This window comes from Ideonella sp. FW305-24 (genome assembly GCF_058788035.1).
Genome location: NZ_JBYTAI010000010.1, coordinates 32,828 through 49,507, shown reverse-complemented (window position 1 = coordinate 49,507; position 16,680 = coordinate 32,828). Strand labels below are relative to the sequence as shown.

The window sequence follows — 16,680 nt, the reverse complement described above, 5'->3', positions numbered from 1 at the left end:
CCGGGAGCCGCGATGCCACCCTTCCAAGCTGCCGCCACCCTGACCGGCACCAACCCCCACCCGGCCCAGGCGATGCCACCCAGCGGCTCGCGCCGCCGCCGCATCTGGGAACTGTCCGGCCATGCGCAGTGCCCGGTCATCGGCGTGTGCCTGCCGATTGCGATGGTGCGCAAGCTGGTGGACAAGCAGCTGGGCGGCAAGACCGTGGCCAGCGACTACGAGCTGCACTGCGGCGTGAATGCCGAATGCAAGCTGCGCAATGCGATGTCCGAAGCGGTGCAGAAGGAGCTGGACCGGCGCTACGCGATCTCGCTGCGCCACAGCCAGCCGCTGAAGACCACCGAGGCGCTGGCCGAGTTCTGGGCCCGGCGCTCGGCCGCTGGCGACAGCGTGGCTGGCGCGCTGTGGGCCACGCTCACGCACCCGCGCTGCGATGCGATGCTGGAAGAGCAGGTGCTGCAGGACATCCACATGCTGCAGCACCAGAACGGCGCCGCCGACCGGGCCGACCTCGCGCGGCTGCAGGCCCTGCTGGACGAAAACCAGGTGCTCTCGCGCGAGCTGGGCCAGGCCCAGCAGCGCTGCACCCGCCAGGCCGAGCAACATGCCCGCAAGCTCGACGAGCTGCAGGCGCATTTGATGCAGACCCGCGCCGAGCTGATTGGCCGCGACACAGTGATCGCCGACCTGTGGCAGGAACAGCGCCGCTTCGAGGCCGAGGTGCCGGCCCTGCGCGAACGCAGCGAGCTGGCCCGGCAGGTGGCCGAGCAGGTCGAGCGCATCCAGGACCTGGAGCGCGCGCTGCTGCGCAGCCGCCACGAAGCCGAGCGCGAGCGCCTGCGCGCCCATGAAGCGCTGCAGGAGCTGCACCGGCTGCAGGCCCAGCGCGACAGCGACCGCGCCAACGTCAGCGCCGAGCTATCCGACAGCCCCGAAACGCTGGCCGCGGCGCTGCTGGACCGCGCAGTGCTGTGTGTCGGCGGGCGCACCGGCAGCGTGCCGGTCTACCGCCAGATGATCGAGCAAGGCGGTGGCCGCTTCCTGCACCATGACGGCGGCGAGGAAGACAGCACCACGCGCCTGGACAGCACACTGGCTGCAGCCGACCTGGTGATCTGCCAGACCGGCTGCATCAGCCACGACGCCTACTGGCGCGTGAAGGACCATTGCAAGCGTACCGGCAAGCGCTGCGTGTTCGTCGACAACCCCAGCAGCGCCGGCCTTCGGCGTGCCTTGTTCAGCCTGAAGGCCGCCGAAAGCGGACAGGACGCGATCTCCCCAATGGCGCCTGCGGCCGGCGCCCGCATACTGCCAACATGATTCCGCATCCCAAACCGCTGCCGCCCGCCGGCGACGCGCTGGCCACGCTGCAGGCCTGGTGGTCGCACCGGCGCGAGCACCAGCGCCAGCTGCAGGCCCACAGGCGCGCTCGCAACGTGGCATTGGGCCCGCACTGGCAACTTCAGTTCGAGGACGAACTCACCGTGCGCAGCCGGCTGCTCGAAACCTTGCACGGCGAAACCCCAGCACCGGCTGGCAGCGACTGGACCGCCCACGTGCCCGACGGCACCGAATGGACCGCCACGCTGACCCAGACCGTGCTGCCCGAGCAGGCCGGTGGCCAGCCGCCGGGCTTGCTGCATGTGCTGCTGGACCAGGCTGCCACCCGGCTGTACGTGGAAGTTGACCGCCAGCCGCGGGTCTGGGTGCAGGCCGTCTACCTGGGCGGCGGAGACGCCAGCGCGCCGCGCCATGCCTTGCGCTTTGCCCTGACCGAAAGCTTCCGCGCCGCGGTGCTGGCCGGCCGCCCAGCGATGCTGGGCTGCGCCCATCCGCATGCCGACTGGCGCCGACCGATTCCCGCCTACGCGATGCAGCGCCTGCGCCGCGAGCTGGCATTGCCAGGCCGCAGCGTCGCTTCGCCCTCGTGGCCGGGCCGCGGCTTTGCCAGCGCGGGCTGAAGTCTTGAAACGCCTTCGCCAACGGCTGGCGCTCTGCAGCGCCAGCCTCGCCTTGCTGGCCGGATGCCAGACCACGCCGCCAGCTGGTGGGCCGACGCCCGAAGCCGCCCGCGCTTCCTTCCTGCTGCTGGGCGAACAGCATGACAACCCGCTGCATCACGCGCAGCGCGCCGCCTGGCTGCGGCAACTGGCGGCCGCCAACCACGCCGCCGGGCGCGAAACCTGGGTTGTCTTCGAGCAGATGGACCGGGCCAATGACGCAGCGCTGCAGCAGAGCGTCCGGCAGCAACACGCGAATGCGACCATGGTCGCCGAAGCCGGCGGCCTGGAACTGAAGGCCTGGGCCTGGCCCCTGCACCAGCCGCTGTTCGACGCGGCGCTGGCAGGCGACGTCCACCTCGCAGGCGGCAACCTGAGCCGCGACGCAGTGCGCCGCGTCGTGCGCGAAGGCCGTGCCGCCGTGCCGGCGGACCTGCTGCCGCTGCTGGACGCGCCCGGCTGGCTGCCGGCCGATCAACAGGCGGTGGAGGCGGACATCGAAGCCAGCCACTGCGGCGCGCTGCCGCCCAGCTTGTTTGGCCCGATGGCCCTGGCCCAGCGGGTGCGCGACGCAGCGATGGCGCAGGCGATGCTCACGGCCGCCGCCGCCAGCGAGCCGGCCGGCCAGGCGCCGCAGGTGGTGCTGATCGCCGGCAACGGCCATGTGCGCAGCGACCTGGGCGTGCCGTTCTACCTGCGCGCCGCGGGTGTACAGGCGGCGCAGATCGTCTCGGTCGCCTGGCTGGAGCCTGACGGCAGCGGAGACGCCGGGCGCTACCAGCAGGTGCAGCGCACCGCGACAGCCCCGCGGCCAGACCCTTGCGAGGACATGAAAAAGCCCGGCTGAACCGGGCGCTGCCATGGGTGCCGCTGGCCTATTTCGGCAGCGTCGGGTCGCGTGCCAGGGCCTGGGTGCCGGTCATGATGATGCGCACCATCACGATCACTTGCTCGGTGAGCGCCGGCAGGCGTTCTGGCGGCAGGTCCATTGCGGTGGCGCCCATTGCAAACACCAGCCGGGTGATGGCCTTGGCGGTCAATGCGGGCTCATAAAGCCCGGTGCGGCCATCCTTGGCCATGCGCATCAGGTCCAGCCGCAGCTCTTCCTCGAAGAAGCTCAACTGCCGGTCGACCGCCTGCATGAAGGCGTCGGAACCCACCGCGCCTTCGCGCAGCAGGATGTGCAGCAGCTTGTCGTCCGCATGCAGCTGTTCCATGAAGGCCTTGACCGAGCTGCGCACCACGCTGCGTTCGGTGCCGGCGCGGCCCCGTGCCTTGCCGATGATCTGCCGCAGCGACGCGCCAGCCTGCTCGATCAGGGCCACGGCCAGTTCGTCCACGTCCCGGAACTGGCGATAGAAGCTGTTGGGCGCAATGCCAGCCTCGCGGGCGATCTCGCGCAGGCTCAGCGTGGAGACACTGCGGTGCGGGCCCAGCAGCTTCAGCGCGGCCCGCATGATGTCTTCACGCGAAATGTGCGCTTTGCGACCCGGCCCCTGGGGCAGCACAGGTGCCGGCTCGGCAGCCGCCAGCGCCGGATCGGCTGCGGGCGCCGGCGGGGTCGGAGGCAAGGTGGAAGCCAGGGCGCTGTTCATGGGCATCAGGGTGACCAGCGATGATACCGGCCTGCCGCGTGCAGTGCGCAAGGCTGCGCTGCGTCAATTAACCCTCAATTAATATACGGCTGTATAGACGCGCGTATTGACGGCCGTATACTGCAGGCATCACCTTGACCGGAGTGCCTGTGTCCACGACCTTGACGCGCCCGGCCCAACGCACGGGCTACGCGCATTCGCTGATCGATCCTGCCCTGTTCGACTTCTGGGCCGGCCAGTTCAACCCGCTTTGGACCTGGGCCCGCCCACTGGCACGCATCGTCGAGCGCCGCGCCGCGTCGGAAGGCGCCGTGACCCTGGTGTTGAAGCCCAACCGCCATGTCGGCCCGGTGCAGCCTGGCCAGCATTTGCAGGTCGGCGCCGAAATCGACGGCCACCGAGTCAACCGCAGCTACAGCCTGAGCCGCCTGCCGGGCGCCGATGGCCTGCTGTCCATCACCGTCCAGGCCGTCGACCAGGGCCGCCTCTCTACCCACTTGTGCCAGCATGCCCGCGTGGGCGACCTGCTGAGCGTTGGCGCCGCCTTTGGCGACATGACGGTGCCGGCCCAGCCGAATGGCCGCTGGCTGCTGCTGGCCGCCGGTAGCGGCGTGACGCCCTTCCTGAGCCTGGTGCCCGCGCTGCTGCAGCACCCGCAGGCCGAGGTCCAGCTGGTGGTCTGGGCGCGCCAGCGCGACCGCCTGATCGAAGCCGATGCACTGCGCACGCTGGCCCGCCAGCACCCTCGCTTCAAGCTGCGTTTTGTGCTGACCCGCGAGGCCGCGCTGGCCGAGGGTGAATCCGCCGGCCGGCTGTCGGCCGAAACCCTGCCTGCGCTGCTGGGTGATGCCGGCAGCGCCGAAGCGCTGGCCGAAACCCGCGTGATGGCCTGCGGCCCAGGCGACTTCGTGGCCAACGCCCGCGCGCTGCTGGACGGCCGCGTGGCCGGCCTGCAAAGCGAAGCCTTCTCGCTGCCCGCCAGCGCGATGACAGACGCGACTGACGCGCTGCCCGTGCAGCTGACGCTGCGCCGCAGCGGCCAGACGCTGACGGTGCCGGGCGGCCAGTCGCTGCTCACTGCGCTGGAAGCCCAGGGCTTCAAGCCGCCTTCGGGTTGCCGCATGGGCATTTGCCACACCTGCGTCTGCACCCGCGTGGAAGGCATGACGCAAGACCTGGTGAACGGCCAGCGCGACGCCGAGCCGCAAGCCGCGCTGCGGCTGTGCGTCAGCCGCCCCTGCACCGATTTGACGATCGACCTTTGATTCCATTGAATTCATGAGTGTTGCTGCCCTGACCCCCGACCAGCTCGAACGCTTCGGCGCCGAGATCGACGCGCTGCGTGCCCGCACCGAGGCCACCATTGGCGAGCGCGATTCACGCTACATCCGCAACGTGGTGAAGGCCGTGCGCTACACCGGCGTGGCCGGCCGCGTGCTGCTGATGGCCGGCGCCTTCCTGCCCGCGCCGTGGTGGCTGGCCGCCTGGGTGCTGGGCGCGCTGTCGCTCGGCCTGTCGAAGATCATCGACAACATGGAGCTGGGCCACAACGTGATGCACGGCCAGTACGACTGGATGGGCGACCCTCACCTGCAGGGCAAGACCTTCGAGTGGGACATCGTCGCCACCGCCGACAGCTGGCGCAAGACGCACAATTTCCGCCACCACACGTACACCAACGTGCACGGCATGGACGACGACATCGGCTACGGCGTGCTGCGCCTGTTCCCCGAGCAGAAGTGGCACCCTGCCCGCCTGCTGCAGCCGCTGTACGCGCTGATCTTCGCACTGCTGTTCCAGTGGGGCGTGGCCATCCAGGATCTGCGCCTGGGCAACATCGGCAAGGGCCCGAAGCACCGCAAGCTGATCCTGCACCTGGCGCTGCCGGTGCTGCGCAAGGTGCGCTACCAATTGCTGAAGGACTATGTGTTCTTCCCGCTGCTGGCCGGCCCCGGCTTCCTGACCGTGTTCACCGGCAACCTGGTGGCCAATGGCCTGCGCAACCTGTGGACCTACACCATCATCTTCTGCGGCCACTTCACGACCGAGGTGCATACCTTCCCGAAGAGCGTGGTGCGCAAGGAGACCCGGCCGCAGTGGTACTTCCGCCAGATCCTGGGCTCGTCCAACCTCTCGGGTGGCTTCCTGCTGAACTTCATGTCCGGCAACCTGAGCCACCAGATCGAACACCACCTGTTCCCGGACGTGCCGGCCAACCGCTACGTCGAAATGGCGCCGGTGGTGAAGGACATCTGCCGCCGCTACGGCGTGCCCTACAACACCGGCTCGCTGACACGCCAGTTCGGCCAGGTGATCTGGCGCATCGTGCGCCACAGCTTCCCCAGCCAGCCACTGCGCACGCAGCTGGCCGGCAACGCCGCTGGCGGTTGAGGCCCACTGCCACAGGGCTGCGAAGCCTCTGCGCAATAAGCAATCGCTGAGGCCGCTCAGCCTGGCAGGCTGGCGGCGGCGAGGCGCCGCAGCGTGTCGACCAGCAAGGCCACATCGGCCTCGGTGTGCGCCGCAGACAGCGCGATGCGCAGCCGCGCAGTGCCGGCCGGCACGGTGGGTGGGCGGATGGCCGGCACCCACAGGCCGGCTTCGCGCAAGGCGTCCATCAGCTGCAGCGACGCAGCGTTGTCGCCAATGATCAGCGGCTGGATGGCCGTGTCGGACTTCAGCAGCTGCCAGCCGACCGCGGCAATCTCCGGATGCCGCGTCGGGTCCAGCCCGTCGCGCAGCTGGGCAATGCGGGCCTGCAGCGCGGCGCGGCGTGCGTCGCCCTGCGGCTGCGCCACTTCGCGCAGGCCGGCACGCGCCGCTTCGGCCAGCAGCGCGGGCGCGGCGGTGGCAAAGGTGTAGCTGCGGGTCTTTTGCAGCAGCCATTCGATGACGACTGCATCTCCCGCCACAAAGGCGCCTGCCACGCCCAGCGCCTTGCTCAGCGTGGCCATGTAGATCACGCGGCGCGAAGCGTTGGCACCGGTCAGCCCCGCAGCAGCGAGCACACCGCGGCCTTGCGGGCCGAGCACGCCGAAGCCGTGGGCGTCGTCGATCAGCAGCAGCGCGTCGTATTTTTCGCACAGCGCAAGCAGACCGGGCACATCGGCCACGTCGCCGTCCATGCTGAAGACAGCATCCGTCAGCACCAGCTTGCGCGGTGCGGTGCTGGCCGCGAGCTGCGCTTCCAGCCGGCCCAGGTCTGCATGTTCGTAGCGCTGGATGCGGGCCTTGGACAGCCGCATGCCGTCGATCAGGCTGGCGTGGTTCAGCTCGTCGGAGAACATCGCGTCGCCAGGGCCCACGAGGGCCGGCACGATGCTGGCGTTGGTCGCAAAGCCGGCGTAGAAATACAGCGCCTTGGGCAACTGCACAAAGGCCGCGAGTTCGTCTTCCAGCGCGGCATTCGCGGCGCTGTGGCCGCTGACCATGGGCGAGGCGCCGGAGCCGATGCCGTAGGCGTCGATGGCCGCATGTGCGGCGGCGCGCAGTGCAGGGTCGCCGGCCAGGCCGAGGTAGTCGTTGCTGCAGAAGGCCAGCATGGACTGGCCGTCCACAGTCAGCCGCGCGCCGGTTTCGGGCACGACGACACGCCGGCGGCGCAGCAGGCTGGCCTCGCCCAGCTCGGCCAGCCTGCCACCGAATTCATCGATCCAGCTGGCGGTCACGGCGCCGATCCTTGCGCGGTCACCACGGCACGCCAGGCCCGGGGCAGCACCAGCTCGGCCGCACAGGCCTCGGCGTCCGGCCGAGCCTGCCAGGGCAGCAAGCCCAGCAGCGGCGCGTCCATGTGCGCTTTGAGGTAGCTCAGGTTCTCGGCCGGGCAGGCCATTTCGAGATCGATGTGGTTGGCGATCCAGCCGGCCAGCCGCAGACCGCTGGCGCGGATGGCCTGCGCGCTGAGCAACGCATGGTTCAAGCAGCCTAGCCGAAGGCCAACCACCAACACCACAGGCAGGCCCATGGCCTTGGCCAGGTCGGCCATGGTGTCGCTTTCGTTCAGCGGCACCAGCCAGCCGCCGGCGCCTTCGACCACCACAGCGTCCGCCTGGGCCTGCAGGGCATGCAGACGCTCGACCAGCGGCGCGATCTCGATGCGCTGGCCGGCCCGCTCGGCCGACAGGTGCGGCGAAAGCGGCTCGGGCAGCGCGACCGGGTTGTCCAGCTCGGGTGGCACAACGATGCTGGAGGCGGCACGCAGCGCCAGCACGTCTTCGCTGACCATCTGGCCGGCATGTTCCGGGTGCGGGATCAGTCCGGAAGCGATGGGCTTCATGCCGACCACGCGCACATGATGGCGGCGCAGCGCATGCAGCAGCGCGCTGCTGGCCAGGGTCTTGCCGACGCCGGTGTCGGTGCCGGTGACGAAACAGCCCACCACCGCTTTTTGTTCAGACGCCATCGAGCACCCCGGCCTGGGCCGGCAGGCCGGCGGTCTCTTCGGCCAGCGTGGCATTCAGCGCCTTCAGTGCGCCGTCTGCCAGCCACTGGCCTTCGTCTTCGGAAATCACATACGGCGGCATCGCGTACAGCGTGTGGCCGATGGGGCGCAGCACCAGGCCTTGCGCGAGTGCATGGCGCGCATAGCGGCGCGAAAAGTCAGGCAGGCTGCTGGCCACGTCCCACGCGAAGATCATGCCCTGGCGGCGTGCATGGCTGACGCGTGGGTGCTGCGTCACGCCTTCGAACTGCGCCCACAGGCGTGCGCCGGTGGCCTGGTTGGCGTTGACGATGTCGGTCGACGCGATCAGGTCCAGCGTGGCCAGCGCGGCGCGGCAGGCCAGCGGGTTGCCGGTGTAGCTGTGCGAATGCAGGAAGCCACGCGCGACCTCGTCGTCGTAGAAGGCGGCGTAGACGGCATCGGTCGTCAGCACGGCCGACAGCGGCAGCGTGCCGCCGGTCAGGCCCTTGGACAGGCAGAGGAAGTCGGGCAGGATGCCAGCCTGCTGGTGCGCAAACAGGCTGCCGGTGCGGCCGAAGCCGACCGCAATCTCGTCCAGCACCAGGTGCACCTGGTAGCGGTCGCAGAGTTCACGCAGGCGCTGCAGGTAGACCGGGTGGTGCATGGCCATGCCGGTGGCGCATTGCACCAGCGGCTCGGCGATGACGGCGGCGGTTTCCTCGTGGTGCGCTGCCAGCCAGTCGCCCAGCGCGGCGGCGGCCCGTTCGGCCACGGCAGCGGCGTCTTCGCCAGGCAGTGCGCCGCGCGCGTCCGGGCTGGGCGCGGTGGCACCCAGGCGCACGAGTGGCGCGTAGGCTTCGCGGAACAGCGCGATGTCGGTCACGGCCAGCGCACCGACGGTTTCGCCGTGGTAGCCACCGGCAATGCCGACAAAGCAGTTCTTGCCGGGCCGGCCGGCGTTGCGCCAGTGGTGCGCGCTCATCTTCAGCGCGATCTCGGTCGCCGAAGCGCCGTCGCTGCCGTAGAACGCATGGCCAAGGCCGGTCAGTGTGGACAGCCGTTCGGACAGCTCGACCACCGGCGCATGCGTGAAACCGGCCAGCATCACGTGGTCCAGCGACTGCAGTTGCTGCCCCAGCGCCTCGCGGATCGCCGGGTGGTTGTGGCCAAACAGGTTGACCCACCAGGAGCTGATGCCGTCCAGGTAGCGCCTGCCATCGAAGTCATGCAGCCACACGCCTTCGGCGCGGGCCACAGGGATCAGCGGCTGGGGTTCGATGTCCCGTGCATGCAGCTTCATCTGCGTGCACGGATGCCAGACCGCCTTCAGGCTGCGGCCGCGCCAATCCTCGTTTGTCACGCCAGGCTCAGATCGGATCGCCACTCATGTCGGCGCCCATCTCATCGCCCGCCTGCGGGCCGGCGACTTCGCTGCGCACTTCGACGATGCGGTTCATCGCATCGGGGAACACCAGCTTGGGCGAAACCTCGTCCAGCCGGTCCTCGTGCACCATGCCGAAGGCGGCAATGATGACCAAGTCACCCACGCTGGCGCGGCGCGCGGCCGAGCCGTTCAGCGAAATGATGCCGGAGCCGCGCGGCGCCTTGATCGCATAGGTGACGAAGCGCTCGCCGTTGTTGACGTTCCAGATGTGGATCTGCTCGTTGGGGCGCAGGTTGCTCGCTTCCAGCAGGTCCTCGTCAATGCCGCAGGAGCCTTCGTAGTGCAGCTCGCAGTGCGTGACGGTGGCGCGATGGATCTTGGATTTCAGCAGGGTGCGGAACATGGCAATGTCTCTTCAGCCCTTCAGCCCATCACGTGGCGCGAGTGCAGGCCCAGGCGCTCCAGCAGTTCGCGGTCGCGGTCCACTTCGGGGTTGCCGGTGGTCAGCAGCTTGTCGCCGTAGAAGATGGAGTTGGCGCCGGCCAGGAAGCACAGGGCCTGGATGCCCTCGCCCATCTGCTGGCGGCCGGCCGACAGGCGCACACGCGCCTTGGGCATGGTGATGCGGGCCACGGCGATGGTGCGCACGAACTCGAACGGGTCCAGCTTGTCGGTGCCGTGCAGCGGCGTGCCTTCGACCTGCACCAGTTCGTTGATAGGCACCGATTCCGGGTAGGGCTCCAGGTTGGCGATCTGCGCGACCAGGCCGGCGCGCTCGGTGCGGCTTTCACCCATGCCGACGATGCCGCCACAGCAGACCGACATGCCAGCGTTGCGCACATGCTCCAGCGTGTCCAGGCGGTCCTGGTAGTCGCGGGTGGAGATGATCTTGCCGTAGGTCTCGGGGGCGGTATCGAGGTTGTGGTTGTAGTAGTCCAGGCCGGCTTCCTTCAGCGTCACGGCCTGGTCTTCATTCAACATGCCCAGCGTGCAGCAGGCTTCCAGGCCCAGCGACTTGACCTCGCGGATCAGGTCGGCAACCTTCTCGACATCGCGGTCCTTGGGCGCGCGCCAGGCTGCGCCCATGCAGAAACGGGTGGCACCGGCGCCCTTGGCGGCGATGGCAGCTTCGCGCACGGCGTCCACTTCCATCATCTTGGTCGCGTCCACGCCGGTGTCGTAGTGAACCGATTGCGGGCAGTAGCCGCAGTCTTCCGGACAACCGCCGGTCTTGATGGACAGCAGCGTGGCCAGCTCCACCTCGGTCGGGTCGAAATGCTCGCGGTGCACCAGTTGCGCACGGTGCAGCAGTTCGGGGAACGGCAGCGCGAACAGGGCTTCGATTTCCGCCACCGACCAGCGCTGCACCGGCACCGGCTTGGCCGCCTTGGGGCGCACGATCTGGATGGGCTGGGCCGAAGCAGCGGCGGTGCCGGCAGAGGAAGAGGTCACGATGGCCATGCGGGTCGACTCCAGTAAAAAACGGCGAAAGAGATGGCGGAAATCAAAAGCTCTCTCAGAGCTCGAGATTGTCGATGAGGCGGGTCTGGCCCAGCTTCGCAGCGGCCAGCGCCACCAACGGTTCACTGCCCAGTCGTTGCTCGTCGCTCGGCGGCAGCAGGTCGCTGCGGCGGCGAAGGGTCACGTAATCGGGCAGCCAGCCACGCTCACGCAGGCTTTGTGCCGCCTTGGCTTCCAACTCGGCGAGCGACGGGCCGGGCACGCGTGCGCTGGTGGCCAGCTGATGCAGCACCTGCGACAGCGCCACCGCCTCGGTGCGCTCGGCCGGCCCAAGGTAGCCGTTGCGCGAGGACAGCGCCAGGCCGTCATCGGCCCGAACCGTGGGCGCGCCCAGCACCCGCGTGGGCAACATGAACTGCTCGGCCATGCCAGCCAGCACCTTGAGCTGCTGGTAGTCCTTCTGGCCGAACACTGCGACGGCAGGCTGCACGACCTGGAACAGCTTCATCACCACGGTGCACACGCCTGTGAAGAAGCCGGGGCGGAACTCGCCTTCGAGCAGGTCGGCCAGTGCTGGTGGCGGCTGCACCTTGTAGGTTTGCGGCTGCGGATAGAGCTCGTCTTCGGCCGGGGCAAAGACAATGTCGCATCCGGCAGTGGCCAGCAGTTCTGCGTCCTTGGCCAGCGTGCGCGGGTACTGGTCGAAGTCCTCGTGCGGCAGGAACTGCAGCCGGTTGACGAAAACGCTGACGACCACCGGCGAGCCATGGCGCGCGGCTTCGCGCACCAGCGACAGATGGCCTTCGTGCAGGTTGCCCATGGTGGGCACAAACGCGGTGCGCGGCTGGCCGGCCAGCACTTCGCGCAATTCGGACACCGTGTGGATCACACGCATGCAAGATTCTCCTCGCGGCCCGCAGCCGGGCCGGCTGGGCCTTGCGGCCCGGTCAGTTGCCAGGGCTGCAACACCCCGGCGACTGCGCTTTCAATAACCGTGCAGCGTCTCGTCGGGGAACAGCCCGGCCTTGACGTCCACCACGTAGCGCCGCAGCGCCTGGGCGACCGACAGCCCGGGTACATCGGCTGCGCTGCCGGGCTCGCGGGTGAAGTCGCGCACGAAACGCGGGCGCCTGCCACGCGTCAGGCCCAGCAGGTCATGCAGCACCAGCACCTGGCCGGCGGTGCCGGCACCGGCACCAATGCCGATGGTCATCATCTGCGGATGGGCTTCGGTGATCTGCCGCGCCAGCACCGAGGGCACGAGTTCCAGCACCAACATCGCAGCGCCGGCATCGGCCAGCGCGGCAGCATCGGCCCGCAACAGCGCAGCAGCGGCCTCTTCACGGCCCTGGATGCGGAAGCCGCCCAGCGCGTGCACACGCTGCGGCGTCAGTCCCAAATGGCCGCAAACCGGAATGCCGCGCTCGGTCAGGAAACGCACCGTCTCGGCCGTGACGCCACCGCCTTCGAGCTTGACCATTTGCGCACCGGCCTGCATCAGCGTCACGGCCGAGGCCATCGCCAGTTGCGGGCTGGCTTCGTAGCTGCCAAACGGCATGTCGGTGATCAGCCAGGCGTTGCGCTTGGCGCGCGCCACCGCGGCGGTGTGATACGCCATGTGCGCCAGCGTCACCGGCAACGTGCTGCTTTCGCCTTGCACCACGTTGCCCAGCGAATCGCCGACCAGCAAGGTGTCGACGCTGGCCTCTTCCAGCAACTGCGCGAAGGTCGCGTCGTAGCAGGTGACCATGGTCAGCTTCTCGCCGCGCGCCGCCATTTCGCGCAGGCGCGGCAGGCTGGTCACAGGGCGGGCCGCGGCAGGCGCGGCGTTTTCGGCAGGGTGAACGCTCATCTCTAAGTCACAGCCCTGTCATAAGGACCCGGGCTCAAGTGCTGCATCGCAGCAAGGCCGTCATTCTGCCTGGGCAAGCGGCTCAGTACCCTAAAAAATCTAGGGTCATCGCTGGCCACGACGACTTCTCAACGCAGCGTGCCGATCTGGGTCAGCGCCTTGGCAGCACCGGCGCCAATCGACGCACCAAACCGCTTGGCCAGCCGCTCGGCCACATTTTCCTGCGGCGTGTAGTCGATCACTTCCTCGGCCTGAATCACTTCACGGGCAACATAGTCGAGGTTGCCGAAATGGTCGGCCAGGCCCAGTTGCACGGCCTGCTCGCCATTCCAGAACAGGCCGGAGAAAGTGTCAGGTGTTTCCTTCAGGCGATCGCCGCGGCCTTGCTTGACCACCGCGATGAACTGCTGGTGGATCTGGTCGATCATGGCCTTGGCGTAGGCGGTCTGCTTCTCGTTCTGCGGCGAGAACGGGTCCAGCATGCCCTTGTTGGCACCGGCGGTCAGCAGGCGGCGCTCGACGCCCAGCTTGTCCATCAGGCCGGTGAAGCCAAAGCCGTCCATCAGCACGCCGATGGAGCCGACGATGCTGGCCTTGTCGACGTAGATCTCGTCGGCCGCGACCGCGATGTAATACGCACCGGAGGCACACATTTCCTCGACCACGGCATAGACCTTCTTGTGGTGCAAGGCCTTCAGGCGACGGATCTCGTCGTTGATGATGCCAGCCTGCACCGGGCTGCCGCCCGGCGAGTTGATGCGCAGCACCACGGCCTGCGCTGTCTGGTCCTCGAAGGCGCTCTTGATGGAGGCCACCAGGTTTTCGGCGCTGGCTGCGCTGTCGACCGCGATCTCGCCGCGCACTTCGACCAGCGCCGTGTGCGGGCCGGATGGCGAATTGACATGCCCGCGCTGCGACATCACGCCCCAGATGATGGCCAGCACCAGGCCGAACCAGCCCAGGCGCAGCACCAGCTTCCAGCGGCGCTCGCTGCGGCGTTCGCGCAGCACTTCGCCGCCGAGCTGGCGGATCAGCGATTCCAGGTTTTGCAAACGGTCGGGCTCGGCAGAGGCCACTGCGGCCGGCGCCGGGCTGGGCGGGACCGGTGGCGGCGGCAGTTCGGGCGAATCCTGGAACGTCGGTTCAGTGGGCGGGTTCATCAAGAGGGAAGCGGGTAAGCCTGTGAAGGGAAATCAAGAAAGGGCTGATTGGCCGAAGGGCGCCAGATCGGCCGCGTCAGTCACATGTCAGTCGAAGCTCAGGGGCTGGATGTCCGGCGTCGGGTACCAGCTGACCTGGCCATCGCGTTCGACCAGGTCCAGCGCCATCAGCCGCTCGCCGCGGCAGGGACCGGCGATGCAGTGGCCATCGGAAGGCTCGTAGGTGGCGCCGTGCAGCGAACAGACGATCCAGCGCTTGTCGTGGTCCAGGAACTCGCCGGGCTGCCAGTCCAACTCGGTCGGCACGTGGGCGCAGCGGTTCATGTAGGCGACGGCGCGGCCGTCGAAGCGCATCGCAAAGGCGCGCGCAGGCTGGCCCCACAGCGTCACGTCAAACACCAGGGCGGTGCCGCGCTCGACCAATGCGTCACTGGCGCAGAGCGGCTGTTGGACAAAAGGAGCGGCGTTCACGTCACGCATTGTGAAGCAGCCACTGGGCCAGCTCTGCAGTGGAGTGGGCCACGAACAGGGGGTTCAAGGGCGCAAAAGACGCATGATCGTGCGCGCCGAAGCTGACGCCAACGGACGACGTGCCGGCATTGACGGCCATTTGCAGGTCATGCGTGGTGTCGCCGATCATCAGCGTGCGCTCGGGCGCCACGCCGAATTCGCGCATCAGCTCCTCCAGCATGCGCGGGTGCGGCTTAGAGAAGGTTTCGTCTGCCGTGCGGCTGCCGTCGAACAGGCCGCGCAGCTCGGTGTGGGCCAGCGCTTCGTCCAGCCCGCTGCGGTTCTTGCCGGTGGCAACCGTCAGGAAATGCTGGCGCTCGCGCAAGGCGTGAAGCATCTCCAGCGTGCCGGTGAACAGGCTGATGTCATGCTGCGATGCCATGTAGTGCTGGCGGTAGCGCCGGCCCAGCTCCGGATAGCGCTCGGCAGGCAGGCCAGGCACGGCGTGCTGCAGGGCATCGTGCAGGCCCAGGCCGATGACATAGGAGGCCTGCTCCAGCGTCGGCACAGCCACACCCAGGTCGCGGCAGGCTTGCTGGATGCAACGCGCGATCAGCGCCGTCGAATCGAACAGCGTGCCGTCCCAGTCGAAGGCGATCAGGTCAAAGCGGCGGGGTCGGGTCATGCGGTGAATTCTCGGCCAACGGGGCCAATGGGGGCCAACAGCAGGCTCAGCCGGTTGGCAACTGGGTCAGCAGTGTCTCGCATTCAGGAGGCAGCGGTGCCGCCAACTCGATGCGCTCCCCGCTGGCGGGATGGTCGAAGGCCAGCCGGCGGGCATGCAGGAACATGCGCTCGAACTTGGCACCCGCCACCATCCGGCCGGCCGCAAGCGCCTTGTTCAGCCCGAAATCGCCATATTTGTCGTCGCCGACGATGGCATGGCCTTCGTGCATCAAATGCACGCGGATCTGGTGCGTGCGGCCGGTCTTGATGGTCACGTCCAGCAGGCTGAACGCGGCATAGCGGGTGACGACCCGCACCAGCGAGATCGAGCGCCGGCCTTCGCCATGGTCCTCGGGCACCGCCCGCACCCGCCGCTCGCCTTCGGGCGTCAGGTACTTGTGCAGCGCGACGTCGATGACCTTCTTGCTTTCGGGCCAGTGGCCGATCACCAGCGCGGCGTAGGTCTTGCCGGTTTCGCGCTGGCGGAACTGGTCCTGCAAGGCCGTCAGCGCGCTGCGCTTCTTGGCCAGCAGCAAAAGGCCGGAGGTTTCCTTGTCCAGCCGGTGCACCAGTTCCAGGAACCTGGCCTGCGGCCGGGCGCGGCGCAACTGCTCGATGACGCCAAAGCTGACGCCGCTGCCCCCATGCACCGCGACGCCCGCAGGCTTGTCGATCACCAGCAGGTGCTCGTCCTCGAACAGCACCGGGAATTCGCGTGGCGGCACCGCTGCGGCTGCAGCTTCGTCGGTGCTGGCGGCAGAGACGCGCACCGGCGGCACCCGCACGATGTCACCCAGTTCCAACCGGGTGTCGGCCGAGGCGCGTCCCTTGTTTACCCGCACCTCGCCGGCGCGGATGATGCGGTAGACATGCGTCTTGGGCACGCCCTTGAGCACGCGCAGCAGGAAGTTGTCCAGGCGCTGACCGGCGCTGCCGTCGTCAATCGTCAGCTGCTGGACCTGGACCGGCGGCGGGGCTGCCGGCGCCGGTGCGGGCTTGACCGCAAGCGGTGCGCGAGGGATCGCCGCAGGGGCGGTGCTCGGCCTGGCAAGCGTTTTGGCTGCAGGCTTGGCCGGCCGTTTCGGCGTGGCGCTGCCAGGCTGGACGCCGCCACGCACCGTCGTCGTGGCCTTGCGTGACGGGCCCGTGGCAGGCCTGTTTTTGGCCTTTATAATGGTCTGAGCCACGATTGAGCCCTAAGTGCTTGATTATTCAGAGTTTACCCGGGTGCTCCGGGCGATATGGTGGCGGCACACGCAGAAGTAGCGCGTGTCCAAGGTGATGCAACGCCTTTTCAAGGCCGGAATGGCGGGTCCCGACGTGACCCGCGGCCGGCACGAGAGAGGCGGCAGAGAATTCATGGAATGTGCCGTCCTGCCTTTGTGCAGGACATCCAAACAAGGTTTTCATCGGGCCCTGCCTGTGCCGCGCGACCCGCGGCGCGAGCGAGGTCCGGCGGTCGAATCAACTCCAACGCCACCGCTGTGCGCACGTTGTCTTCCCATTCCCCTGCCCTGCTGACGAAAGGCCCCGGCACGTTGCCGGTGCGGCCTGAGCGCCGCCGGGTGCAGCCGCGTGCGCTCAGCGCCGGGCGGCTCGGGAAGCGGCGAGCAGGCGCCTGGGCCGGAGCCGATTCGCCGCACGCGCCAA

General features: G+C 68.5%; 17 protein-coding genes. 5 read left to right on the top strand and 12 right to left on the bottom strand.

Going from position 1 to position 16,680, the window contains the following annotated elements:
* Positions 1-12 precede the first annotated feature (12 nt).
* The 3 genes from AC3WR5_RS23480 to AC3WR5_RS23470 are packed head-to-tail and all read left to right on the top strand — an operon-like array spanning position 13 to position 2,847.
* Positions 13-1,320 carry a DUF2325 domain-containing protein gene (locus AC3WR5_RS23480; protein ID WP_492487551.1) on the top strand — a complete coding sequence of 436 codons (1,308 nt, stop codon included), beginning with the start codon at positions 13-15 and terminating at the stop codon, positions 1,318-1,320.
* Positions 1,317-1,961 (top strand): DUF3501 family protein, encoded by a 645-nt coding sequence (locus AC3WR5_RS23475; RefSeq protein ID WP_231011485.1) that lies wholly within the window; start codon positions 1,317-1,319, stop codon positions 1,959-1,961. The genes AC3WR5_RS23480 and AC3WR5_RS23475 overlap by 4 nt, the downstream gene beginning before the upstream one ends.
* A 4-nt stretch (positions 1,962-1,965) precedes the next feature.
* Complete coding sequence (locus tag AC3WR5_RS23470; RefSeq protein WP_231011484.1) at positions 1,966-2,847, top strand: ChaN family lipoprotein; 882 nt, start codon at positions 1,966-1,968, stop codon at positions 2,845-2,847.
* Positions 2,848-2,875: 28 nt separating this feature from the next.
* On the opposite strand, the gene fabR is transcribed toward AC3WR5_RS23470, so the two are convergent.
* The gene (gene fabR, locus AC3WR5_RS23465) at positions 2,876-3,595 is read right to left on the bottom strand and encodes an HTH-type transcriptional repressor FabR (protein ID WP_211361656.1); all 720 of its coding nucleotides are present in this window, start codon (positions 3,593-3,595) and stop codon (positions 2,876-2,878) included.
* A gap of 149 nt (positions 3,596-3,744) precedes the next feature.
* Between fabR and AC3WR5_RS23460 the strand changes: the two genes are divergently transcribed.
* On the top strand, positions 3,745-4,860 hold the full coding sequence (locus AC3WR5_RS23460) for a ferredoxin reductase (RefSeq protein WP_492487548.1): 1,116 nt from the start codon (positions 3,745-3,747) through the stop codon (positions 4,858-4,860).
* A gap of 13 nt (positions 4,861-4,873) precedes the next feature.
* Entirely contained in the window at positions 4,874-5,986 is a 1,113-nt protein-coding gene (locus AC3WR5_RS23455; RefSeq protein WP_141291869.1) for a fatty acid desaturase family protein, read from the top strand.
* 56 nt (positions 5,987-6,042) lie between these two features.
* Here AC3WR5_RS23455 and AC3WR5_RS23450 read toward each other — a convergent pair whose 3' ends face one another.
* The 11 genes from AC3WR5_RS23450 to AC3WR5_RS23400 form a co-directional block, all read right to left on the bottom strand.
* Complete coding sequence (locus AC3WR5_RS23450) at positions 6,043-7,263, bottom strand: aminotransferase class I/II-fold pyridoxal phosphate-dependent enzyme (RefSeq protein ID WP_492487547.1); 1,221 nt, start codon at positions 7,261-7,263, stop codon at positions 6,043-6,045.
* The gene (gene bioD / locus AC3WR5_RS23445) at positions 7,260-7,997 is read right to left on the bottom strand and encodes a dethiobiotin synthase (protein ID WP_492487545.1); all 738 of its coding nucleotides are present in this window, start codon (positions 7,995-7,997) and stop codon (positions 7,260-7,262) included. The genes AC3WR5_RS23450 and bioD overlap by 4 nt, the downstream gene beginning before the upstream one ends.
* Positions 7,987-9,297, bottom strand: a complete 1,311-nt coding sequence (bioA, locus tag AC3WR5_RS23440) for an adenosylmethionine--8-amino-7-oxononanoate transaminase (RefSeq protein ID WP_492487755.1) — start codon at positions 9,295-9,297, stop codon at positions 7,987-7,989. Before bioA ends, bioD begins: the two co-directional genes overlap by 11 nt.
* 67 nt (positions 9,298-9,364) lie before the next feature.
* Complete coding sequence (gene panD / locus AC3WR5_RS23435) at positions 9,365-9,784, bottom strand: aspartate 1-decarboxylase (protein ID WP_141289374.1); 420 nt, start codon at positions 9,782-9,784, stop codon at positions 9,365-9,367.
* A gap of 20 nt (positions 9,785-9,804) precedes the next feature.
* Positions 9,805-10,842, bottom strand: a complete 1,038-nt coding sequence (gene bioB, locus AC3WR5_RS23430; RefSeq protein ID WP_141289373.1) for a biotin synthase BioB — start codon at positions 10,840-10,842, stop codon at positions 9,805-9,807.
* 55 nt (positions 10,843-10,897) lie between these two features.
* Positions 10,898-11,737 carry a pantoate--beta-alanine ligase gene (panC, locus tag AC3WR5_RS23425; protein ID WP_492487543.1) on the bottom strand — a complete coding sequence of 280 codons (840 nt, stop codon included), beginning with the start codon at positions 11,735-11,737 and terminating at the stop codon, positions 10,898-10,900.
* Between the two features lie 90 nt (positions 11,738-11,827).
* A complete protein-coding gene (panB, locus tag AC3WR5_RS23420; protein ID WP_492487541.1) occupies positions 11,828-12,694 on the bottom strand; it encodes a 3-methyl-2-oxobutanoate hydroxymethyltransferase in 867 nt (288 codons plus the stop codon).
* A 128-nt stretch (positions 12,695-12,822) separates the two neighbouring features.
* Positions 12,823-13,854, bottom strand: a complete 1,032-nt coding sequence (locus tag AC3WR5_RS23415) for a S49 family peptidase (RefSeq protein ID WP_492487539.1) — start codon at positions 13,852-13,854, stop codon at positions 12,823-12,825.
* 87 nt (positions 13,855-13,941) lie between these two features.
* The gene (locus AC3WR5_RS23410; RefSeq protein WP_492487537.1) at positions 13,942-14,325 is read right to left on the bottom strand and encodes a Rieske (2Fe-2S) protein; all 384 of its coding nucleotides are present in this window, start codon (positions 14,323-14,325) and stop codon (positions 13,942-13,944) included.
* A 1-nt stretch (position 14,326) separates the two neighbouring features.
* Positions 14,327-14,989 carry an HAD family hydrolase gene (locus AC3WR5_RS23405; RefSeq protein WP_141289850.1) on the bottom strand — a complete coding sequence of 221 codons (663 nt, stop codon included), beginning with the start codon at positions 14,987-14,989 and terminating at the stop codon, positions 14,327-14,329.
* Positions 14,990-15,035: 46 nt separating this feature from the next.
* Positions 15,036-15,980 (bottom strand): RluA family pseudouridine synthase, encoded by a 945-nt coding sequence (locus AC3WR5_RS23400; protein ID WP_141289854.1) that lies wholly within the window; start codon positions 15,978-15,980, stop codon positions 15,036-15,038.
* Between the last annotated feature and the right edge of the window lie 700 nt (positions 15,981-16,680).

What these genes read in the sequence shown, in the direction of transcription:
- AC3WR5_RS23480 (WP_492487551.1), top strand. Translation starts at nt 13, where the DNA reads ATGCCACCCTTCCAAGCTGCCGCCACCCTGACCGGCACCAACCCCCAC.
- AC3WR5_RS23475 (WP_231011485.1), top strand. Translation starts at nt 1,317, where the DNA reads ATGATTCCGCATCCCAAACCGCTGCCGCCCGCCGGCGACGCGCTGGCC.
- fabR (WP_211361656.1), bottom strand. Translation starts at nt 3,595, where the DNA reads ATGAACAGCGCCCTGGCTTCCACCTTGCCTCCGACCCCGCCGGCGCCC.
- AC3WR5_RS23455 (WP_141291869.1), top strand. Translation starts at nt 4,874, where the DNA reads ATGAGTGTTGCTGCCCTGACCCCCGACCAGCTCGAACGCTTCGGCGCC.
- bioD (WP_492487545.1), bottom strand. Translation starts at nt 7,997, where the DNA reads ATGGCGTCTGAACAAAAAGCGGTGGTGGGCTGTTTCGTCACCGGCACC.
- bioA (WP_492487755.1), bottom strand. Translation starts at nt 9,297, where the DNA reads ATGAAGCTGCATGCACGGGACATCGAACCCCAGCCGCTGATCCCTGTG.
- panD (WP_141289374.1), bottom strand. Translation starts at nt 9,784, where the DNA reads ATGTTCCGCACCCTGCTGAAATCCAAGATCCATCGCGCCACCGTCACG.
- bioB (WP_141289373.1), bottom strand. Translation starts at nt 10,842, where the DNA reads ATGGCCATCGTGACCTCTTCCTCTGCCGGCACCGCCGCTGCTTCGGCC.
- panC (WP_492487543.1), bottom strand. Translation starts at nt 11,737, where the DNA reads ATGCGTGTGATCCACACGGTGTCCGAATTGCGCGAAGTGCTGGCCGGC.
- panB (WP_492487541.1), bottom strand. Translation starts at nt 12,694, where the DNA reads ATGAGCGTTCACCCTGCCGAAAACGCCGCGCCTGCCGCGGCCCGCCCT.
- AC3WR5_RS23415 (WP_492487539.1), bottom strand. Translation starts at nt 13,854, where the DNA reads ATGAACCCGCCCACTGAACCGACGTTCCAGGATTCGCCCGAACTGCCG.
- AC3WR5_RS23405 (WP_141289850.1), bottom strand. Translation starts at nt 14,989, where the DNA reads ATGACCCGACCCCGCCGCTTTGACCTGATCGCCTTCGACTGGGACGGC.